Source organism: Arthrobacter sp. efr-133-TYG-104, from assembly GCF_030208915.1.
Taxonomy (GTDB): domain Bacteria; phylum Actinomycetota; class Actinomycetes; order Actinomycetales; family Micrococcaceae; genus Arthrobacter.
In genome coordinates, this window is the sequence record NZ_JARVTA010000010.1 from 81,860 (window position 1) to 98,519 (window position 16,660).

Here is a 16,660-nt window from a genome sequence, read left to right on the forward strand (position 1 = left end):
GTTCCATTGCTATCACAGGCCTCCAGTGCGGACGCAGTGTGACAGAAACTCTGAAACTCCTCCGGTTGGTATGCCCGCGTGTGGTCCTTTACTTCACGGCGCCGGCCGTGAGGCCCGCGACGAAGTTTCGCTGCAGCAACAGGAAGCCGACGACGACCGGGACACTGACCACCAGCGACGCTGCCATGATCTGGTTCCAATAGACGTTGGTCTGCGTGGAGTAGAGCTGCAAACCGACGGCCAAGGTCCGGTTGGCATCCGTTGTCATGACGGATGCAAAGAGGACTTCGCCCCAAGAGGTCATGAAACTGTAGATAGCAACAGCCACCAGTCCCGGACGCGCCGCCGGAAGCACCACCCGCCACAGGGCGCCCATCGGACCGCAGCCGTCCACCTTGGCGGCCTCGTCCAGATCCCGGGGAATACCGTCCAGGTATCCCGCGAGCATCCAGATGGAGAACGGCAAGGAGAACGTCAAGTAGGTGATGACCAAGCCGGCACGGGTACCGACAAGCTGGATGCCCACTGAGGAGTTGATGTTCACGAAGATCAGGAACAGCGGCAGCAAGAAGAGCACACCCGGGAACATCTGCGTGGACAGCACGGCGGTGGAGAAGATGTTTCGCCCGAGAAAACGGTAACGGGAAATTGCGTAAGCGGCGAAGACGGCGATGATCAAGCTCAGGATGGTCGCGGCTCCGGCCACGATGACGCTGTTGCCAAAATACGATGCCAGCGGCACCGTCTGCCACATGTCAATGAACGGGGCGATGGTTACCGACGTCGGCCACCAGGTGAAGGCGCCCTGAACGTCCGACAGGGGCTTCAGTGCCGAGGTGATCATGACGTAGACAGGTACCACCGTGAAAATCGTCAGAAGTGCGATGACGATAACTCGGAATACTTTGATTCCACTGGTTTCACGCACGCTGGGACCTCCGGTTCAATACAAGCAAGTAGATTCCACTGACCAGCAGCAGGAACAAGAGCAGCATCACGGACATGGCCGCACCCGAGCCGAAGTTCCACGTGAGGAACGACGCGTTGTAGATGTGGAACGAGATCAGGTCCCCGGCAGGCGGCTGGGCGTTGCCGAACAGGACGAACGGCGTATTGAAATCATTGAATGTCCACAAGAACATCACCAGCAGGAGCACCATGTTCACGGGCCGAACCATGGGGAGCGTGATGGACCGCCACTGCCGGAAGGGCTTGGCCCCGTCAACGGCGGACGCCTCATAGACGTCAGTGGGGATGGACTGAAGCCCTGCCATCAGCATCAGGAAGGCGAAGGGCCAAAGTCGCCAAATGGCTACCACCACGATGGAGACAAAGGAGTTATCGCCGATCAGCCAGAACGGCTTGTCGCCGCCCAAGTGGAGGTTGTCATAAAGGAAGTGATTGACCGCGCCGGTGTCCTTCTGCAGCATGAACTTCCAGGCGATGATGCCGGCGTACATAGGCAACGCATAGGGAACCAGGAAGAGTGTCCGGAAGAAGCCTTGGCCGCGGAATTTCCCTTGGAGGGCCACGGCAGCCGCCATACCCAGCGCCCAGGAGATCCCGACCACCAAGAGGGTGAAGGCGCAAGTAACCAAGAATGACTGAAGCAAAGCCGATCCGACCGCTCCATTGAAGTCCAGGGCAACTTCATAGTTCTTGGTGCCGATGACGGGCGCGTTGCCCCAATTCGAAATGAAAGCCTTGGTCAATTTGAGGAAGCTCATCCAGATTCCCGTGACCATGGGAATGATGTGGATGACCACTTCGAAAACGATGGCCGGCGCCAGCAGGGCGTAAGGCAACCACCAGCCCGATGGGCGTGGTCGGCGCTGTTTAAGCTCGGACTTCGGAGGGGCCTCGGTAGTGCTAGGGGGTGCCGTTGCAGCAGCCACGGAACTGACCTTTCTGTAGGGCGGGCGGGCCGGGCGGGTGGTGCCGGGGCTGCCGGCACCACCCGGGGTGGCGCTAGCCGGCGGCTGCGACCTGCTGCTCCGCCGTCTTCATGGCGGTGCGGATGTCATCGGTGCTGACGGTTCCACCGGAGGCAATCTTGGCGAACATCTGGTTCATCGCCTTGCCAACGGTGCTCTCGAACTGGTCCTCTGCCGGTACCAACGGAAGCGGCTTGGACTTGGTGGAGTAGATATCGGAGAACGTCTTGGCTTCAGTGGCGTTGTCCGTGAAGTTGGGCGTGGCTCCATTGAGTACGGGCAGGGCCGAGAACGGCTTGTCGAGTGCCGTCTGAGTCTCGGCGCTGGTCATGAAGTTCACGAACTTCAGTGCAGCGTCCTTGTTCTTGGTGTTCTTGAAGATGGACAAGTTGATGCCTGCAACGTGGCTGGCAACCTGGGACTTGGCATCCGAAGGTGCCGGGAACGGAACGACGCCGTACTTGTCGGTGGTCATGCCGTTGGCGACGATGGAGTTATCGGCATTGTTCTGGTTCAGGATCATGGCTACCTTGCCTGTGGCAAAGTCGTTGACTGCCTTGGTCCCGTTGTCGTACTGCGCGTTGGCGACGTTGACGACCTTGTCCTTCTGCATCAGGTCCAGGAAGCGCTGGATCCCGTTGACTACTCCATCGGAGGAGAAGGTCGGCTTGCCGTCCTTGTCGAAGAGGTCCGCACCGTTTTGGGCTGCGTTGATGAAGGCGAAGTGTGCATTTTCCGTGTAGCTGCCCGCGGCCAGCGCAAAGCCGTACTTGCCGCCGGTGGTCAGCTTCTGGGCATCCTTAACGAGGTCTTCCCAGTTGTTCGGCGGGGTCAAGCCAGCAGCGGAGAACATTGCCTTGTTGTAGTACAGGCCGTAGGCCAGACCGTAAACGGGAACCGAGGTCGGATCCTGTCCGGCCACTCCGCCCGTATCCATGGCGGTCTTGACGAACTTGTCCTTGCCACCAATGGCTTTGAACGCCGCATCATCGAAGGGCATGAAGGCGCCGGTGGACTGCAGCGAAGCCGCCCACGTGTTACCGATGTTCACGACGTCGGGCGCCTGGCCTGAGGTGACGGCCGTCTGGATGCGGGTCTGGAGGTCATTCCAGCCGATGACTTCCAGGTTGACCTTGATACCGGTCTGCTGGGTGAACTTCTCCAGTTGGGGAGTCAGGACCTGCTTGTCGTTGTCCAAGCTGGTGCCCTGGTTACTGGCCCAGTATGTGAGCGTTCCGCCCGATCCTGAAGAGTCGGAGGATCCCGCGGAAGAAGGGGAAGAAGAGTTGTTGTTGCCGCCACAGGCGGCTGTCGTAAGTGCTAGCGCCGCAATGGCAGCAGTAGCAGCAAGGGTACGAAATTTCACTTCATGACTTCCTTGTCTGAGATTCGCAGATGCGCATCGAGAGTCCGGCCTCCGGACTTTCCACAAAGCTAATTGAACTTATGTTGTTAGTCAATCAAAAGTTTTCAATTAGATGGCAAAGAATTTTTGGCGCAGAGAGAGCGCGGCGGGAAACGGGCATGGGAGAGCCAAGGCCCATGCCAGGAAGGGCAACGCCCGAGAGGCTAAGCCTTTTCCAGGAGGGCTTCGATGCTCGCTGGCGACAGGACGTCGTCGACAACCATCCGGCTGGCGCCGAGCACGCCGGCCTCGTCCGCCGCCATCGACTGGACGATCCGAAGCCGGGCAGTGGCAAGCGGCAAGGAACGCTGATAGACCACCTCGCGCACGCCAGCCAGGAGGTACTCTCCGCCGGCAGCCAAGCCGCCGCCAATAACAATCACTGACGGGTTGAGCAAGCTGACGCAGGTTGCGAGTACGTCTCCCACGTCGCGGCCCGCTTGGCGCACAGCTTGGATGGCTTTGAGGTTGCCTCGACGGGCAAGCTCGAGGACGTCTTCACCGGTTGCAGCCGGCACTCCGTCAGCGGTGAGCGCGGCGGCCACGGCAGGTCCGGAGGCCAGCGCTTCCAGGCAACCGTAGTTGCCGCATCGGCAGAGGACACCGTCCCCGCGGGGCACCCGCACATGGCCGATGTCGCCCGCGGTACCGTCAGCACCTCGTTGCAGCAGGCCACCGCCGATGATGCCCGCGCCGATACCCGTGGCAACTTTGATGAAGAGGAGGCTGTCCACGTCAGGCCAAAAGAAGGCCCGCTCCCCCAATGCCATGATGTTTACGTCGTTGTCCACCACCACGTGGGTATCGAAACTGCGCTGGATGTAGTGGGGCACGTCGAAGCCGTCCCAGCCGGGCATGATCGGAGGGTTGGCAGGCTTCCCGCTGGAATGTTCCACCGGGCCCGGCAAACCGATTCCAATCCCGGCCAGCTCGCGCGCGTCCCTGCCCGTCTGGGCAAGCAGCGTGCGGCAGAGCCCGACGACGAGGTCAAGCACCGCTTCCGGTCCGGCCGACACCTCCATCTCCACCCGTGACTCAGCCAGGACACGGCCACTGAGATCGGTCGCGGCAACCAGGATGTGCGTGGCTCCGACGTCGACGGCGATCACCACACGTGCGGAGGGTTGGAAAGCAAAGCGCGACGGCGGGCGGCCGCCTGAGGAGAACGCCTCACCGGCCGGTGCTATGAGGCCCAGCGACGTTAACGCGTCAACACGGGCTGCGACAGTCGACCTGGCCAGTCCGGTCATTTCCGCGAGCTCGGCGCGCGTGCGTGCACGGCCATCACGCAGTAGTTGGAAAAGTTCTCCCGTCCGCGACTGTCCGGGCGCCGACGCGACAGAAGCGGCAGACGCGGGAATACGGGCGGACTGCAGCTCAGTGACCGGCGGATTGGACATGGATCAATGAAAGCACGGGGGGCTTATTCCTGTCACAATCACCATTGCGCCAAAATAGCCATAACTTTTGCTTGACTGTCGGCAAAAGCTGTTCTAGCTTTACTGATGCGGCGCTCCGCAATAAGGAATCGCTGCGCAAGAGCCAGCAACTGCCGGGATCGGCCTTGGGCCGAAAGCATCTATGCCAGGAGAACCTGTGATTTACTCCCTACAGCTTTACACCGTCCGCGGCCCCTTGGAAGAAGACCTGGAAGGCACCGTTAAGCGAGTGGCCGAGCTGGGCTTCACCGCGGTGGAACCCTACAACTTCGTGGCCAACGCCGACGCATTGGCCACCGCACTGAGCAAGAACGGGCTCACTGCACCGTCGGGCCATGCGCCACTGCTCCGCGCCAACCAGGACGAAATCTTCCAGGCCGCACAGAAGCTCGGCATCGGAACGGTCATCGATCCGCACGTCGACGCCGCCCAGTGGACCACAGAGGCGGACATCAAAGAAACAGCCAAGGCACTGAATGCAGCTGCGGCCAAGGGTGCCGAATACGGCATCGCTGTCGGCTACCACAACCACGAGTTCGAGCTCGAAAACCGGATCAACGGCCGGTCCGCACTCGAGGTTCTGGCTGAGAACTTGGATCCCCAGGTGGTGCTCGAAGTTGACACATACTGGGCCGCCGTCGGCGGAGAAGAGCCTGTTGCCTTGCTGGAACGGCTCGGGGACCGGGTCCGCTTCATCCACATCAAGGACGGACCGCTCACCAAGGTGGACAAAGACCAAGTTGCCGTGGGCTCCGGCCAGATGCCCATCTGGGACGTTATCGAGGCCGCAAAGAACCTCGAGGCCGGCGTCGTGGAGCTGGATGACTTTAACGGAGACATTTTTGACGCCGTCAGCGATTCATTGGCGTACCTGAAGGCAGGCAAGTAATGGACAAGACAACTACCCCGCGCACGGGTCCCGTCGGCATCGGCATCATCGGCGCCGGCGTGATCAGCAAGGAATACCTCACCAACCTCACCAGCTTCCCTGACGTGAAAGTCCACGTCGTGGCAGACATGTTCGAAGAGGCTGCCGCAGCCCGCGCCGCCGAGTTCGGCATCGCTGCGTCCGGCGGCGTCGAGGCAGCCCTGACGCACCCCGACGTCGAAATTGTGGTCAACTTGACCACCCCGGCAGCCCACGTGGAGGTTGCTACCGCTGCCGCCAATGCCGGGAAGCACGTCTGGAGCGAAAAGCCGTTCTCGCTGGACCGCGAAAGTGGCCTCGCGCTGCTCAAAGCCGCTGACGCGGCAGGCGTCCGCCTGGGTTGTGCGCCTGACACGTTCCTGGGCGCCGGCCTGCAGACCGCACAGCGCATCATCGCCGAAGGCGGGATCGGCGTCCCGCTGACCGCATTGACGCTCATGCAGTCCCCGGGGCCGGAATCCTGGCACCCGAATCCTGCCTTCTTGTTCCAAGAGGGCGCCGGACCATTGTTCGATATCGGCCCTTACTACCTGACCACGCTCATCCAGACCTTTGGTCCCATCGCCAAGGTGGCGGCCCTCGGGTCCGTCTCCCGGCAGAAGCGGGTTATTGGTTCCGGGCCCAAAGCCGGCGAGGAATTCGACGTCACGGTGCCCAGCCACGTGAGCGCGATCGCCCAGTTTGAGGGAGGCGAGTCCTCCCAGAGCATCTTCAGCTTTGACTCGAACCTGCAGCGGACTGGTTTTGTCGAGGTGAACGGGACCGAAGCCACCATCGCCTTCCCGGATCCGAACATGTTCGACGGCGATATCCTGCTGACCCGCCGTGGCGCGTCGGAGCCGGAGGTCATTTCCGCCGTCGGATCGACGTCCTCCCGTGGTACCGGCGTCTTGGAAATGGCCCGCGCTATCCGGGCCGGTGTTCCGCACCGGGCCCAAGGACAGCTGGCCTACCACGTACTCGATGCCATGGTTTCGATCGCCGAATCCATCGAGACCGGAACCTTCGTTGATTTGGCCAGTACTGCGGTCGCAGCTCCTCCGCTGCCCGCTGACTGGGACCCGACCGCCGCTACCCTCTAGGACGCACCTGATGCTGGATCACGAAGCCGCCCCGTCCGAACCTCCGGCGTCCCGCCCCGCTAACAGCCCCGTTTCCCGCCCGTTGGGTGTGGCTGCTATTGGTTACGCCTTTATGGGGAAGGCTCATTCGAATGCGTGGCGGAACGTGGCCAGCTTCTTTGACGTCCCGGCCTTCGAGCAGAAAGTGCTCGTGGGCCGGGACGCTACGGCCGTGGCGGAAGCCGCGGCCAGGTATGGCTGGGCCGAGTCCGCCACCGACTGGCGCTCGGTCATCGAACGGGACGATATCCATATCATCGATATCTGCGCCCCGGGCTGGATGCATGCCGAGATCGCCGTCGCGGCACTGGCAGCTGGCAAGCACGTCCTGGTCGAAAAACCCTTGGCCAACACCCTGGCCGAAGCCGAACTCATGACCGCAGCCGCGGCCAAAGCCCGGACCAAAGGCGTGCAGTCCATGATCGGCTTCAATTACCGCCGCGTCCCGGCCCTGGCGCTGGCACGCGAACTGATCGCTGAAGGCCGCCTCGGCACCGTTCGGCACGTCCGGGCAGCGTACCTGCAGGACTGGCTCACCGACACCGAAGCTCCCATGACCTGGCGGCTGCGCAAAGAAACCGCCGGCTCGGGAGCTCTCGGGGACATCGCCTCCCACGCCATCGACCAAGTGCTCTTCCTCCTCGGGGACGCCGTCACTGAGGTCACCGGCCGGCTCCACACTTTCGTGGACCGACGCCCCGGCTCGGACGGCAGCGCCGGCGGGTTGGAAGATGTCACGGTCGACGACGCCGCCTGGGCAACGCTGACCCTGGCCTCCGGAGCGATCGCCTCGGTGGAAGTCTCCCGGGTGGCCACGGGCCGGAAAAACTCCCTCGCCCTGGAAATCTACGGCGAGAAAGGCACCATCCTCTTTGACCTCGAGAACCTGAACGAACTCGGGTTCCTGGACGCCACCCTCCCGGTCCGGGAACAGGGCTTCCGCCGGATCCTGGTCAACGAACCGGATCACCCCTACCTTCAAGCCTGGTGGCCGCAAGGGCATATCATCGGCTGGGAACACACCTTCACCCACCAAATCAGGGACTTCCTGACAGCCATCGCCGCCGGGGAAGCGCCATCGCCGTCGTTCGAAGAAGGCCTGAACGTCCAACACATCCTGGCTGCGATCGAAGAATCCGCCGCGGCTAAAAGCTCTCTGATCCAACTGTCCAGCAGCAGCACCGCCGAAGGAGTCTGACATGTCCCGCCCGTATACCTTGTTCACCGGTCAGTGGGCCGATCTGCCCTTCGAGGAAGTCGCCCGCCTTGCCTCGGGCTGGGGTTATGACGGACTGGAGATCGCCGTCTCCGGAGACCACCTGGACGCCTGGCGCTGGGACGAACCCGGCTACGTCGAATCCAAACTCGCGATCCTGGAGAAGTACAACCTCAAGGTCTGGGCCATCTCCAACCACCTCAAAGGCCAAGCGGTATGCGATGACCCGATCGACTTCCGCCACGAAGCGATCGTCGGCTCGCGCGTGTGGGGCGACGGGGAACCAGAAGGCGTCCGCCAACGCGCCGCCGAAGAAATGAAACACACCGCCCGCCTCGCCCGCGCCCTGGGGGTGGATACCGTGGTCGGGTTCACCGGTTCCGCGATCTGGCAGTACGTCGCCATGTTCCCGCCCGTCCCCGAAAAAGTCATCGACGCCGGCTACCAGGACTTCGCGGACCGCTGGAACCCCATCCTGGACGTCTTCGACGAAAACGGGGTCCGCTTCGCCCACGAAGTCCACCCGAGCGAGATCGCCTACGACTACTGGACCACCGTCCGGACCCTCGAAGCGATCGGCCACCGGGAAGCGTTCGGCCTGAACTGGGACCCCTCCCACTTCATGTGGCAGGGCATCGACCCCGTCTCCTTCATCTGGGACTTCAAAGACCGGATCTACCACGTGGACTGCAAAGACACCAAGCTCCGCCCCACCGGCCGCAACACCGTCCTCGGCTCCCACCTGCCCTGGGGCGACCCCCGCCGCGGCTGGGACTTCGTCTCCGCCGGACGCGGCGACGTCCCCTGGGAATCCTCCTTCCGCGCCCTCACCGCGATCGGCTACAACGGCCCCATCAGCATCGAATGGGAAGACGCCGGCATGGACCGCCTCCACGGAGCCCCCGAAGCCCTCGCCGCCCTCAAGAACTTCGACTTCCCCGCCTCACAAACCAGCTTCGACGCCGCCTTCAACACCAAGGACTAACACCAACGTGATCCGCACCCTTCAAGCAAGTCAGCGCTGCGAGGTGTGGATCGCGTCGGTGACCGGAGAGTCCCACCTCGTGTACAGCACGGACGAGCTTCTCCTCGAAGCCCCGAACTGGACCCTCGACGGCGCGGCACTTGTCCTCAACGGGGGCGGGAAGTTGTGGACACTGGACGTTTCAGGTGGCAAACCCGCAGAAGTTCCGCTGACGGGCGTTCCGGACCTCAACAACGACCACGTCCTGGGCCCCGACGGCGAACGCATCTTCCTCTCCGCCAACGACGGCCACATCTACAGGGCTTCGCTGCAGGGAGGGGCCGCCACGCGCATCACAGGCGACGACGGATCCTTCCACTTCCTCCACGGTGTCAGTCCCGACGGCAAGGAGCTTGCCTATGTGGGCATCGAGGCAGGAGACTTCACTAAGCCCGGGCGGCTCATGATCATGAATTCCGACGGCGGCCCCGCCACCATGGTCGACGTCGGCACCGGCCACTGTGACGGTCCCGAATACTCACCTGACGGAGAGTGGCTCTACTTCAACACCGAGTCCTTCTCGACGGCGGCAGGCCATGCGCAGTTGGCCCGACTCCGGACCGATGGAACGGGCTTCGAGCGTCTCCTCGAGAGCACCACTGTGGACTGGTTCCCGCACCTCTCCCCTGATGGGCACTACGCTTCTTACATCCGGTTCCCCAACGGAACCAAGGGCCATCCCGCGGACTTGCGTGTCGACGTCGTACTTGTTTCAACAGGTGACTGGAAGACTCCGCTGCACGAATGGCCACTTTTCGGCGGCCAAGGTACCCTCAACGTCAACAGCTGGTCGCCGGATTCGGAGCGCTTCGCGTTCGTGGCATACCCGCTGGCTGATTGAAGCTGCCGGCCCAACAGAGGAATAACACGTGAGAATTCCATCCGAGACCCCCCTCCGTTGGGGAATCCTTGGCACCGGTTTCATTGCAGGGGCACAAACGCGGGATCTCGTGGAGAACGGTTTCACCGTGCAGGCTGTGGGCTCGCGCTCTGTGGAATCCAGCCGGGCGTTCGCGGATAGGTTCGGTATTGCCACCGCGCACCAGAGCTACGAGGACCTGGCCGCGGACCCCGAAGTGGATGTCATCTACGTGGCCACTCCGCACCCATTCCATCGCGACAACGCGCTCTTGGCCCTCAACGCCGGCAAGCATGTCTTGGTGGAAAAGTCGTTCACCATGAATGCCCGGGAGGCCCGCGAGATCACTGACCTCGCTGAGTCCAAGGGCCTGGTGGCCCTGGAAGCAATGTGGACGCGGTTCCTCCCCCATATGGTCCGCATCCGCGAAATCATCCGCGAAGGCACCATCGGGGAGATCCGGAAAGTGGTCGCCAGCCATAACCAGCGCTTGCCCAAGGACCCACTGCACAGGTTGAACAATCCTGCCTTGGGCGGAGGTGCGCTGCTGGACCTGGGTGTCTATCCGATCTCCTTTGCCTTCGACATCCTCGGCGCCCCGGAAACCATCGATGCCAGTGCCTCCATGACGGCCACCGGCGTCGACCGCCAAACTGCGGCGGTTTTTAACTACGCCAACGGTGCCCAAGCGATCGTGGATTGCGCCCTCGACGCAGCCAGCGCCAACCGCGCCATGGTGGTAGGCACTGAAGGCTATATCGACATCGAACACACGTGGTACATGCCGGTTCCCTTTACCGTTTTCTCCGGGGACGGGGAGGTGCTGGAACGCTACGACCAGCCGGTCACCGGCCGGGGCATGCAGTACCAGGCCGCGGAGTTGGAACGGCTGGTCCGGGCCGGAGAAACGGCCGGTTCCATCCTGCCTCCGGAAGAAACGGTCGCGATCATGGCCGCGATGGACGAAATCCGCCGCCAGATCGGTCTGTCCTACGCGGCCGACACGGAAGTTGTTGCGTGAACAAGAACCGCCTTGAAGCGTTCAGTGATGGTGTCTTGGCGATCGTCATCACCATCATGGTCCTGGAACTCCGGGTGCCGGACGAACCGACGTGGCACGGCCTTTTGGGGGTCCTCCCCACGTTCCTCAGTTACCTGCTGAGCTTCGGTTACGTTGGAATTTACTGGAACAACCATCACCACTTGATCCAACTGGCTGACCGTGTCAACGGCAGGATTTTGTGGGCCAACCTGCATTTGTTGTTCTGGATATCTCTGTTCCCCTTCACTACCCGGTGGATGGACGAGTCCGGCTTCTTACAGGTACCGGTTCTGGTGTACGGGCTCAACCTTCTCTGCGCGGCGATAGCGTTCTACGTCCTGCAGCAGTCGCTCATCCGGCAACAGGGCCGGGACGGTGCACTGGCCCAAGCAGTTGGTAAGGACTGGAAAGGCAAAGCGTCCCCGTTCATCTATTTGTCCGGCATCGCACTCTCATTCCTGCACCCACTGCTCGGAGTCGCGGTCTACACGGTGGTGGCGTTGATCTGGCTGGTGCCGGACAGGCGCCTGGAACACTTCGTCACGCAGTTGCACCAAGGCTGACACTGACGCCCTCGCGGACAAAGCCCATGGTTGGTGGCCTACCATGAAGTCCATGATGCGCACGAGGCTGTACCGCGATGGACGTATTGAGCGTGAAGATCTCCGGATCGAGGAACTGGATGACCTGATCCACGAGGAGGGAGCCACCGTCTGGATCGACTACACGTCGCCGTCGGTCGAGGACCTGGAAGCCATTGAAAAGGCGCTCGGACTGCACCGCCTTGCTGTGGAAGACGCCGTCCATGAGCACCAGCGTTCCAAACTCGATCGCTACCCGGGACACCTTTTCCTAGCTACGTACCACGCTGAACTGGACACCGAGTCAAGCAAGCTCAGTGTCTCGGAGATCAAGGCGTTCATCACCAAGCGCGCCCTGGTGACAGTGCATGGTCCGGACATGGACCCCGGAGTGCTCACGGCACATTGGGACGCCGAGCCCGATCTGGCCGTGCACGGAACCGCATTTCTGCTGTGGGGCCTTCTGGACCTCATTGTTGACGGTCACTTCGAAACAGTGCAGGAGTTGGATTCCCGGATTGATTCGCTGGAGGAAGTCCTCTTTGACGACCACGCGGCCGATCATGACCTGCAGCGCCGCTCGTTTGAACTTCGCAAGTCCTTGGTGCAGCTCCGGCGCGCAGTCCTGCCAATGCGTGAAGTACTGAACACCATCCTCCGGCGGGACTTGGACGTCCTTGATCCTGAGATGCAGCCCTTCTTCCAAGACGTCTACGACCACGTCCTCAGGGTCTCGGAGTGGACAGAGTCCCTGCGGGACCTGGTGACCACAATCCTTGAGACCCATATCAGCATTCAGGGCAACAAGATGAACCTTGTCATGAAAAAGGTCACCAGCTGGGCCGCAATCATCGCCGTCCCCACCGCCGTCACCGGCTTCTTCGGGCAAAACGTCCCGTTCCTTGGCTTCCAGTCCCCCCTTGGCCTGGGACTGTCGCTGACCCTCATTGTCCTTGCTTCGGCCGCGCTCTATATGACCTTCAAGCGCAAGGAATGGATCTGACCAGGTGACGCAGGCGAGCAGCCCGACGATGGTGAAGGTCAGGTGATGGGGCCGCGAAGGTCCCGCTGAGGATCCTCCGGCCGGGCATCGCTGGCTATCCGGTTGGCGGGGCGCTTCGGTGGTATCTGGGCGGTCGCCAGCCTTCGGGGCCCGCTCCAGAGGGCCGGCGGAGCGTCGATGGCATAGGCGAGCCTGTAGGCGACGGACTCATAGTTCAACCGCCACCCCCGAAAATGTGGCCAGGCCCGTTCCGCACTGTGTTCCACTGGGTAGCCGACGTCGCGGAGCATCTGAACCGCGTCGCTAAACTCCTCGAACGTCAGCTCGGTATCGTCGTCCGGGTTCACGTCCTCCACTACCGGGATGGACAGGGCTCCGGCGATCTGGTTCAGGCAGGAAAAGCCCATGCGCAGCATCAATCGTGCCCGCAGTGTTGGTGCTGTACCCGGGCTCAAGGAGAGTTGGAGGGCAGCGCTGTCCATGACACTGAGCAAGGCGGTCAACCAGTTCGACTCGGGCAGCGGCGAACGCAGCATGCAAAGGGTCAGGTACGTGGTGTGGGACTCAGCGACATCCGCGGCCCATCGCTCCCACGTCCCGTAGAGCGTGCCCAGTTCCGCTGTACTGTCCACGGTGGAGAGCCCGAACCTGGTCCGGATCAGCAACTCCGGCCCCCATGCCGGAGAACCAGCCCGTGATAGCAAAAGGGAGACTTCAGATTCACGGCGGTTGAATGCCGCGTAAAGGGTGGGGAGGTAGCCGACCTGGAGTGCGATGACCACCAAACCGGTAAAAGCCCCGGAGTACACCAAGGCTGTGTTGCCCAGTTGGTCCGGTGCTGCGTAGCCGAGGGTAAACAATGCCGAACCGGCCTCGCTGAAAGCCCGGTAGGGATCGGTCTGGACAAACGGCAGTAGCATCAGCGCGAAGGAAAGATACAACAACATCATCCACATGCCCAGCCTGATGAACAGCTGCATCGGCGCTTGCCATGCCAGAAGCCTGTCCAGCTTCCTGTACGTTTTGATGGGCCTGCGGGCAACAGAAAAAATTGCCTCGGCGATAACGGCCGCAGCCGCCGAGAGTTTGTGTTTGTGCTGACGGGGCACGATCAAAGCGCCGATCACGCTTGTCCACGTCCAAATCAACAGGAGCAACCCAACCGGGAAGCTGATCCACCCCACTACTACGGCCACCCAAGATCCTAACCCGTGCGTGATAATGCGTTGCTGCCTACAAGCATGCTAAACCTCACAGCAACATAGGGGTCAGCGCACAGCCACTTCCCTTAGGATGCCTGTGAGGCGCATTGCCCGCAGAAACGCTCCAAGGGGGAACCACATGGCTGAAACCGTCCGCACCGCAACGACGCACGACGCCGGCAAGCTGGCCGAGTTGGCAGCCATCACCTTTCCGCTGGCGTGCCCGCCCGGCTCGTCGCCGGAGGACATCGAGGCCCACGTCGAGCGGAACCTGAGCGAAGGCAACTTCAAGGAGTACCTCGCCGACGCGAACATCACCGTTCTGGTACTCGACGACGCCGGAGAGTTCAGGGGCTACACCATGCTCGTAGCCAAACGGACCAGTAACCACGACGTCGCGTCGGTCCTCACAGCACACCCCGCCACGGAACTGAGCAAATGCTACGTCCACCCCGACCACCACGGTAAAGGGGCTGCGGCACGGCTCATGCGGGCCTCTTTGGCTAATGCTGCAGACAAGGGTGCCTCCGTGGTGTGGCTCGGCGTGAACAGCGAGAACGCCAAGGCCATCCGGTTCTACGAGAAGAGCGGCTTCCGGAAGGTAGGGACCAAGTCATTCAGGCTCGGAAATACCGTGGAGCACGACTTCGTCATGGAGCACGAACTCTAGCCAAGGCTCCGTGCGCAGAACCAAGCCATTCGGAAGCCCTGCCACCGTGCCGTTCACACCCGACGCCTGGACGCTGATTCGGGACGATCCGAGCAGCACGTTATCAGCTTGGAACTCGCCAATTTCCTCGGGCAGGATCGGAGCCAGGTGGAGGACGTTTCGGGTGAAATCCGGGTCCAGTCGAAGCAGGACCCGGGCCAGTTGGATCGGCGTGGCGGCTGCCCATGCCTGTGGGGAACACGCCGTCGGGTACGGAACGGGCTCCGAGAAGTCGTCACGGCCAAAGCCGCAAAACAGCTCCGGAAGCTGACCGCCGAAGTGCTTGGCGGCGTCGAACAATCCGAGCGCCAGCCGGCCGGCCTCCTTCACAAAGCCGTAGCGCATCAGGCCGGTGGCCGCGAGCGCAGTATCGTGCGGCCATACCGAGCCATTGTGGTAGCTGACGGGGTTGTAAGCGCCCATGTCCGAGGCGAGGGTGCGGATCCCCCAGCCAGTGAACATTTCGGCGGACATCAGCCGCTCGGCAACAAGGGAAGCCTTGTCCTCATCGACGATCCCGGCCCACAGGCAGTGGCCCATGTTGGAGGTACAGGAATCCACGGGCTGCTTGTTTTTGTCCAAGGCTAGGGCGAAGTAGCCCTTTTCCGGCAGCCAGAACTTTTCATTGAAGGCTTGCTTCAGCGCCGCGGCCCGCTCGGCACAGCGACGCTCGACAGCGGCGTCCCCCGCTTCCCGTGCGAGCAATGAGCGCGCCACGTAAGCCGCGTAGGCGTAGGCCTGTACTTCGGCCAGGGCAATGGGGGCCTCAGCCATCCGGCCGTCAGCGAAGTTGATCCCGTCCGGGGAGTCTTTCCATCCTTGGTTGACCAAGCCGTGTTCGTTTGGCCGTTGGTACTCGATGAACCCGTCGCCGTCGCGATCCCCGTACTTCTCCATCCACTGGATAGCGCGGTCAGCATGGGGCACCAACGAATTAACGAGCTCCGGATCCACTCCCCACCGGCTCAGTTCGCCTAACAGGACCACGAAGAGCGGGGTGGCATCGGCTGTTCCGTAGTATGCGGTCCCGCCGAGCGACTGCCCGGCGGTGGTGCCAAGGCGGACCTCGTGGGGAATACGGCCGGGTTCTTCTTCGGAGTCAGTATCGACCTTGCTGCCTTGGAGGTCGGCCAGGGTTTGGAGTGTTCCCGCCGCCAGGCCGGGGTCCACCATGAGGGACATATAGGAGGCCAAGAGGGAATCGCGTCCAAACAGCGCCATGAACCACGGCGCACCCGCTGCGACGGCCACGCGGCCGGGATGGTGGGGGTCGAAGATACGGAGCGAGCCCAGATCCTGTTGGCTGTGGACCAAAGTCTGTTGAACATTGGCATCCGTCACGGATATCCGCGGCACGTGCTCTTCCCAGGCGCGGTGTCGGCGGACTCCCACGCTGCCATCCGGCGGTGCTGTTGCGGAAAACGGCTCGTCCGGGCTTTCGCCGTTGGTAAGGGGCGTAGCGATGACGCTGGTGGTCCAGGTACCGCGGGCCGGGATGCTGACGTGGAACGTGAGGCCCTCATCGGTTGGGGTGCTGCCCGCCGCCTGGAAGGTCACTCCGCGCCGTTGCCCGTCGGCATCTTCAGAGGTGAAACTCAGTACCTCATGGCCGATGCTGCGCCTCGGCGGTTCGGCTTTGCCCGTGTTCCCGCCCTTGATGTCGAAGAGGTCCTCCAGATCGGCGTCGAGCGCTAAGTCGATGCGGCAGGTAGCAGGCTGTGCCGAGTAGTTCCGGATGACGATGTCATCTCGAAGTCCTGGCCCCACATGCCGTTCATGCTGAACCACCAACGGGGTATCGAATTTCCCATCGGCTGACCGGCCCCGCCCGATAAACTCCGCGTGGTAGGCAGCCTGGTTTCGCCCGGTTAATGGTTCACGGGGCGCGCCGTTCACCGTCAGGACCCAGCGCGACACGACCCGCGTGTCCTGATAGTAGGCACCTTGGGCGCCGCCTCCCTGGATGTCACCGGAAGGCCCTGAGATACAGAAGGAAGTCCCCTCGACGACGGTTACGGCACCGGGCACGGAGGCCTGGGCCACCGGGTCTTCGTTCCAAGCTGTCATGGCGGGTATGTCTCCTTCGCAGTGGGGCGGGCCGATGGTTTGGTCCTAGTCTGATCCAACGGCATGCGCCCTTCCACTTTGCCCTGCCGGTGAGGAAAATAACACCCACCCTGGGAATGCTGTACCGGCT

General features: G+C 62.2%; 15 protein-coding genes. 9 read left to right on the forward strand and 6 right to left on the reverse strand.

Annotated features, from left to right (window positions below):
- Nucleotides 1-88: 88 nt before the first annotated feature.
- The 4 genes from QRN04_RS09105 to QRN04_RS09120 all read right to left on the reverse strand — a co-directional run bounded on the left by QRN04_RS09105 (nt 89) and on the right by QRN04_RS09120 (nt 4,739).
- Entirely contained in the window at nt 89-928 is an 840-nt protein-coding gene (locus QRN04_RS09105; protein ID WP_284975696.1) for a carbohydrate ABC transporter permease, read from the reverse strand.
- Nucleotides 921-1,895 (reverse strand): carbohydrate ABC transporter permease, encoded by a 975-nt coding sequence (locus tag QRN04_RS09110; RefSeq protein ID WP_284975697.1) that lies wholly within the window; start codon nt 1,893-1,895, stop codon nt 921-923. The genes QRN04_RS09105 and QRN04_RS09110 overlap by 8 nt, the downstream gene beginning before the upstream one ends.
- Before the next feature lie 73 nt (nt 1,896-1,968).
- On the reverse strand, nt 1,969-3,300 hold the full coding sequence (locus QRN04_RS09115) for an ABC transporter substrate-binding protein (RefSeq protein ID WP_284975698.1): 1,332 nt from the start codon (nt 3,298-3,300) through the stop codon (nt 1,969-1,971).
- A gap of 203 nt (nt 3,301-3,503) precedes the next feature.
- Nucleotides 3,504-4,739 (reverse strand): ROK family transcriptional regulator, encoded by a 1,236-nt coding sequence (locus tag QRN04_RS09120; protein WP_284975699.1) that lies wholly within the window; start codon nt 4,737-4,739, stop codon nt 3,504-3,506.
- 196 nt (nt 4,740-4,935) lie between these two features.
- Here QRN04_RS09120 and QRN04_RS09125 point away from each other — a divergent pair, with 196 nt between their 5' ends.
- The 8 genes from QRN04_RS09125 to QRN04_RS09160 are packed head-to-tail and all read left to right on the forward strand — an operon-like array spanning nt 4,936 to nt 12,552.
- Complete coding sequence (locus tag QRN04_RS09125) at nt 4,936-5,667, forward strand: sugar phosphate isomerase/epimerase family protein (RefSeq protein WP_284975700.1); 732 nt, start codon at nt 4,936-4,938, stop codon at nt 5,665-5,667.
- The gene (locus QRN04_RS09130; RefSeq protein ID WP_284975701.1) at nt 5,667-6,788 is read left to right on the forward strand and encodes a Gfo/Idh/MocA family protein; all 1,122 of its coding nucleotides are present in this window, start codon (nt 5,667-5,669) and stop codon (nt 6,786-6,788) included. Before QRN04_RS09125 ends, QRN04_RS09130 begins: the two co-directional genes overlap by 1 nt.
- 10 nt (nt 6,789-6,798) lie before the next feature.
- Nucleotides 6,799-8,025: a Gfo/Idh/MocA family protein gene (locus QRN04_RS09135; RefSeq protein WP_502868779.1), complete on the forward strand. Its 1,227-nt coding sequence runs from the start codon at nt 6,799-6,801 to the stop codon at nt 8,023-8,025.
- Nucleotide 8,026: 1 nt separating this feature from the next.
- Nucleotides 8,027-9,028, forward strand: coding sequence for a sugar phosphate isomerase/epimerase family protein (locus QRN04_RS09140; protein WP_284975702.1), 1,002 nt, complete (start codon nt 8,027-8,029; stop codon nt 9,026-9,028).
- Between the two features lie 7 nt (nt 9,029-9,035).
- Nucleotides 9,036-9,908 carry a TolB family protein gene (locus QRN04_RS09145; RefSeq protein WP_284975703.1) on the forward strand — a complete coding sequence of 291 codons (873 nt, stop codon included), beginning with the start codon at nt 9,036-9,038 and terminating at the stop codon, nt 9,906-9,908.
- 28 nt (nt 9,909-9,936) lie between these two features.
- A complete protein-coding gene (locus tag QRN04_RS09150) occupies nt 9,937-10,947 on the forward strand; it encodes a Gfo/Idh/MocA family protein (protein ID WP_284975704.1) in 1,011 nt (336 codons plus the stop codon).
- Nucleotides 10,944-11,531: a TMEM175 family protein gene (locus QRN04_RS09155; RefSeq protein ID WP_284975705.1), complete on the forward strand. Its 588-nt coding sequence runs from the start codon at nt 10,944-10,946 to the stop codon at nt 11,529-11,531. The genes QRN04_RS09150 and QRN04_RS09155 overlap by 4 nt, the downstream gene beginning before the upstream one ends.
- Nucleotides 11,532-11,583: 52 nt before the next feature.
- Complete coding sequence (locus QRN04_RS09160) at nt 11,584-12,552, forward strand: magnesium transporter CorA family protein (RefSeq protein ID WP_284975706.1); 969 nt, start codon at nt 11,584-11,586, stop codon at nt 12,550-12,552.
- 38 nt (nt 12,553-12,590) lie between these two features.
- On the opposite strand, the gene QRN04_RS09165 is transcribed toward QRN04_RS09160, so the two are convergent.
- Complete coding sequence (locus QRN04_RS09165; RefSeq protein WP_284975707.1) at nt 12,591-13,748, reverse strand: hypothetical protein; 1,158 nt, start codon at nt 13,746-13,748, stop codon at nt 12,591-12,593.
- 145 nt (nt 13,749-13,893) lie between these two features.
- On the opposite strand from QRN04_RS09165, the gene QRN04_RS09170 reads away from it, so the two are divergent.
- Entirely contained in the window at nt 13,894-14,424 is a 531-nt protein-coding gene (locus QRN04_RS09170; RefSeq protein WP_284975708.1) for a GNAT family N-acetyltransferase, read from the forward strand.
- Here QRN04_RS09170 and QRN04_RS09175 read toward each other — a convergent pair.
- A complete protein-coding gene (locus tag QRN04_RS09175; protein ID WP_284975709.1) occupies nt 14,368-16,530 on the reverse strand; it encodes an amylo-alpha-1,6-glucosidase in 2,163 nt (720 codons plus the stop codon). The two genes, QRN04_RS09170 and QRN04_RS09175, sit on opposite strands and share 57 nt — an antisense overlap.
- Nucleotides 16,531-16,660: the final 130 nt, after the last annotated feature.